Annotated in this window: 5 protein-coding genes and 3 pseudogenes; all 8 read right to left on the minus strand. The window is 55.2% G+C overall.

The features are described from left to right. On the minus strand, positions 1–216 hold a 216-nt coding region (locus BBW68_RS16555), incomplete at its 3' end, for a helix-turn-helix domain-containing protein (protein ID WP_148127623.1). 303 nt (positions 217–519) lie between these two features. Further along, a pseudogene (locus tag BBW68_RS09775) lies at positions 520–1262 on the minus strand (IS66 family transposase); the annotation flags it as partial. 85 nt (positions 1263–1347) lie between these two features. Beyond that, a complete protein-coding gene (gene tnpB / locus BBW68_RS09780) occupies positions 1348–1683 on the minus strand; it encodes an IS66 family insertion sequence element accessory protein TnpB (RefSeq protein WP_070135214.1) in 336 nt (111 codons plus the stop codon). Beyond that, positions 1680–2117 (minus strand): IS66-like element accessory protein TnpA, encoded by a 438-nt coding sequence (tnpA, locus tag BBW68_RS18400; protein WP_261791520.1) that lies wholly within the window; start codon positions 2115–2117, stop codon positions 1680–1682. The genes tnpB and tnpA overlap by 4 nt, the downstream gene beginning before the upstream one ends. A 3-nt stretch (positions 2118–2120) precedes the next feature. Further along, on the minus strand, positions 2121–2315 hold the full coding sequence (locus tag BBW68_RS19795; RefSeq protein WP_070135216.1) for a winged helix-turn-helix domain-containing protein: 195 nt from the start codon (positions 2313–2315) through the stop codon (positions 2121–2123). Positions 2316–2359: 44 nt separating this feature from the next. Continuing rightward, positions 2360–2488 (minus strand): annotated as a pseudogene (locus BBW68_RS19800) (AraC family transcriptional regulator); the annotation flags it as partial. Positions 2489–2536: 48 nt separating this feature from the next. Further along, on the minus strand, positions 2537–3109 hold the full coding sequence (mntP, locus tag BBW68_RS09795) for a manganese efflux pump MntP (protein WP_070135217.1): 573 nt from the start codon (positions 3107–3109) through the stop codon (positions 2537–2539). 253 nt (positions 3110–3362) lie between these two features. Then, a pseudogene (locus BBW68_RS09800) lies at positions 3363–3880 on the minus strand (IS1 family transposase). Positions 3881–4006 lie beyond the last annotated feature (126 nt).

Consider the following 4006-nt stretch of genomic DNA (forward strand, 5'->3'; position numbering starts at 1 on the left):
AGCGGCCACGCGCTCAAGGATATAGGGCTTGAACGGGTCAAGCTTGCAGGGTCTGGGTGCGCGTGGCTTGTAGCGGATATCCGCTACGGGCAGCGGGCTACGGATATATCTGCGAACGGTCTCACAAGAGCATGAAAGCTGGCGCGCGATGGCGCGTATCGACATGCCCTGACGGTGTAAAACACTCATCTCCACTCTGGTCTCCAATGTCATCATTGGCAGTGCCTTAAAACTGCCATTTTTACCCTGGGTCGGTCAGATTTACATCGGCAGGTGGGCCAGTTTTACATCGGTAGCGACAATAAGCCGATGGTGCTCACTATCCTGCCGAATTTACACCACGTCCCAAGACTCTACCAATTGTCTGGATAATGCCGTTACGGAGAGGTTCTTCCGCAATCTGAAAGCAGAAATAGTTAACTACCGTCGTTATGAAACCTGAATGTGCCTAAATCCGTGTCCGGTTTTTGTTGATTATTACACAGCCTCGATGGCATACAGTTCACCGATGCGCCTTAGAGCTTCGGTGGTGATGTCGGTCAGCGTGCAGGCATGAACGTCGTGGATTTTTCTGCGCGTATGCGCCATGCAGGCCGCTCCAGTGATGCGCCCGTCTTCGTAATGTTGCTGCGGATGGACTCCCTTGCGGTCCGGTGAGTACGCGAACCACATCGCAGGCGGCAGTTGTGACCCCGCGTTGCGGTCGTCCCTCACGTACACCCACAGCCGAGTCGGCCGCGTGCTCCGTGAACTTCGCCGTGACGATGCGCGCCAGCAGGCCGGGGCCCGCGTAGCTGCGCTCTATGGGTTTTGACGGCATGGGGGCCTGAGCGATGTGGTCACAGCTGCAGCAGGCCAGCTTCGGCTGCCGTGTTTCGATAACCTTAAAGGTGCCGCTGATAAGCTCCAGCTGCTCCGATACGTCGCAGCCCAGCACGCTGAACTCGCCGCCGCATGCCGGGCGGGCGGTTTCTGCCGGCGACAGCGTGCGGGTTTCACGGGGAAGCGAGGCGGACAGCGGTTTGCGGGAAGACGACTGGCGCAGCGGCTGCGGGAGTGCCGGGTCATGCTGCTCGCCCAGCACCTCCGCCATCTCCTCCTGCAGGGCGCTGATGCGCTCTTCTGCCTCGCGTACCTTCGGAGCTTTTGCCGAACTGCATGCGCTGCAGCTTAGCGACCAGCGCCTTCAGGCGGTTTATTTCGCTGGCGTACGCCGCCACCCGTTGCGAGAGCAGGCGGTTATACTCCGCCATTTTGCGGATGGTGGTCTGCTACTCCTGCAGCAGTGCCCTGAGCCGGGCGTTTTCATCGGGGTATGAGGTATCCATGAACCCACTTTACAACAGGTTATATCCGCAGGCTAGGGCGTTCAGTCCGCTGCGGATGCCGCCAGTTAATGCCTTCCAGCAGCATCGACAGCTGCGCCGGCGTCAGGTGGACTTTACCGTCGTGGGTCACCGGCCACACGAAGCGACCCCGCTCCAGCCGTTTGAAGAACAGGCACAGGCCGTCCCGGTCCGCCCACAGCACCTTTGTCATGTCTCCCCGCCGCCCACGGAAGATGAACAACAGGCCATCCCGCAGCGTGTTCTGCACCTTCGCCGCCAGACCGTTGAAGCTGCAGCGCATGTCGGTGATGCCGGCGACCAGCCAGATACGCGCCCCTGCGGGAAAGTTAATCATGCCTCACCCTCCCTGAGTGCGCTAACCAGTGCGCGCAACAGCTCTGGCGTCAGCGGCCCGGTCAGGCTGAGGCTTCCGCCCGGTAGCGTCAGCCTGCAGCTGATGACCGGTGGAAGGTCTGCTGATACGGCCCCGGTCTGCCTAGGAAGCGGCGAAAGAGGCTCCACGGTGACCGGGATGAGTGTGGCTCTGCTGGCAGGATCCAGCAGCCCCTGACGATGCAGATTACGCCAGTTGAAAACTAGATTATCGTTAATGCCATGTTGCCGCGCCAGCTCTGCCACACAGGCCCCCGGCTCCCGACTCAGCTCCGTCATACGGATCCTGAACTCCAGAGGCCAGTCAGGACGGCGTTTTTTGACGGGAAGGTTTGTTTCGAGGTTGAAGGCGTAAAGCGCTTCCTCAAGGCGTTCCGGCGTATATCCTTCCGGCAGAGGCTAGTTAATCCCCGTCCGGCGAAAACGTTTAAACATTTTATGCGTGGCGGAAGTGCTGATATTGAGTTTCTCAGCGATTTCACGGTAGGTCAGGGCGTCGTTAAATCGCAGGCTGAGTGCAGTGGTGATCCAGATTCTTCTGGAGTAAGGCGTATTTTTGTCCACGGTAGTGTCCATGTTCGCGAAAGTGTCCATGGTAGGAAACACCGGCGAAAATAAAAGACGGTCTGGATGAGACGTTTACGATCGCCAAACTGTGAGGCATGTAAAGTTTCGGGATTATAGAGGGTGATTCCCCCGACGTGGACCTTCAGGGTTTGCTGATGCAGGCTGAGCTGTTCAATGCCGCTGAGATTGGCACTGATCACATACTCTTCGTGGGTGTGCAGCGGGAAAGCCGCATTGAAGGCGGAGGATTAACTCATCAGCCCGAGGTGTTCAACCAAAATACTCGAACCGATACCGATCAGTACCACGCCGCCGAAAATTTCTGCCCATTTGCCCAGCACCGGGCCAAGGAAGCGGCCGAGCAGGATACCGGCGGTCACCATAATCATGGTCGAGGTGCCAATCGCCAGCGCGGTAGTAACAATACTAACCTGCAGGAACGCCAAGCCAACGCCCACCGCCATCGCATCGAGACTGGTGGCGACTGCGGTACATGCCAGCAGCCAGAAACCGTGGCGGGTTGGCGCTTCTTCCAGCTCCTGTTCTTTTTTACGTAAGCCTTCAACGATCATACGGCTGCCTAAAATAAACAGCAGGCCGAATGCGATCCAATGGTCCCACACCATCACGTATTGACTGGCGGCAAGACCAATAGCCCAGCCAATCAGCGGCGTCAGCGCTTCAATCACGCCGAAAATCAGGCCTGTGCGCAGTGCTTCTTTCAGGGGCGGACGATGCAGGCTTACACCTTTGCCAATTGCCGCGGCGAAAGCGTCCATCGACATGCCAAAAGCCAGAATCAGGGTGGCATATAGGTTCATTGTAATTTATCCCAGTCTGAAGCAACGTGTGCGTTCCAAATCGTTAAAACATCAGCTTATGTCGGGAAAATAATCACAAGCCAGCCAAGTGAAACGCATCCTAGCACGAAAATGAATAGAAAAAAAGGAAGTAAAATCAGTGAGTTAAACATAGCCCTAGCTATGCTTTTTAACAGTAGCTATTTAAGATGGGGATTTTAAAGCGTAAACTGTAAAAGAATTAACATCTTACAAAAAGAGGTAATGCATCCAATTAGTAGAACATGTGCTTTCGATGAATGAGCCGATAACTTTTTCGTGGACCTCGATGGAACGTGAAAAGCAAATCGTTTTGCGGGCCAGACGCTTAATGCGGGTGCGAAGTGTCAGGGTGTTACGCTCAATGCGTTGCGTAAAAATTTTGCCCATCAGGTGCTTCTCCTTCGGCACTTCTCTGGCATAGCTCCCCCAGTTGTCACTGGTTAGCATACCGATGCTGAATGGTGTTAACAGGGTCAATAATTCCCGGCAGGTCTCATCCGTGCGCGGACCGAAGGTGTAGGCCAGTACGCCGCCTGTAAGTGCCACATCGGTGTGAGTGACCAGAGAAGAAGTTATCCAGCGGGGTGCGAGCTTTTTAAAGCCTGAATGACAGTGTTGATGCAGATGCTGGAATACACGGCGACAACACTGGCAGCGAAATCGCTCACGCTTAGTCGGGCTGAGTCCATGCCGGTAAACTTCATCGGAATCACAGCGGGGACAATGGATATGGACAGTTACGGTAGCCATAACAACACCTCAACTAATGGCAGAATATCATAAAATCCAACCATTTAGAGGCATTGCCGGGTTGGTGGTTGCGTTGATTAGTTGATTAGAGGAATTATGGTTATTTGTGGTGTATGGGGATTCGAG

The organism is Candidatus Erwinia dacicola, from assembly GCF_001756855.1.
Classification (GTDB): Bacteria; Pseudomonadota; Gammaproteobacteria; order Enterobacterales; family Enterobacteriaceae; genus Erwinia; species Erwinia dacicola.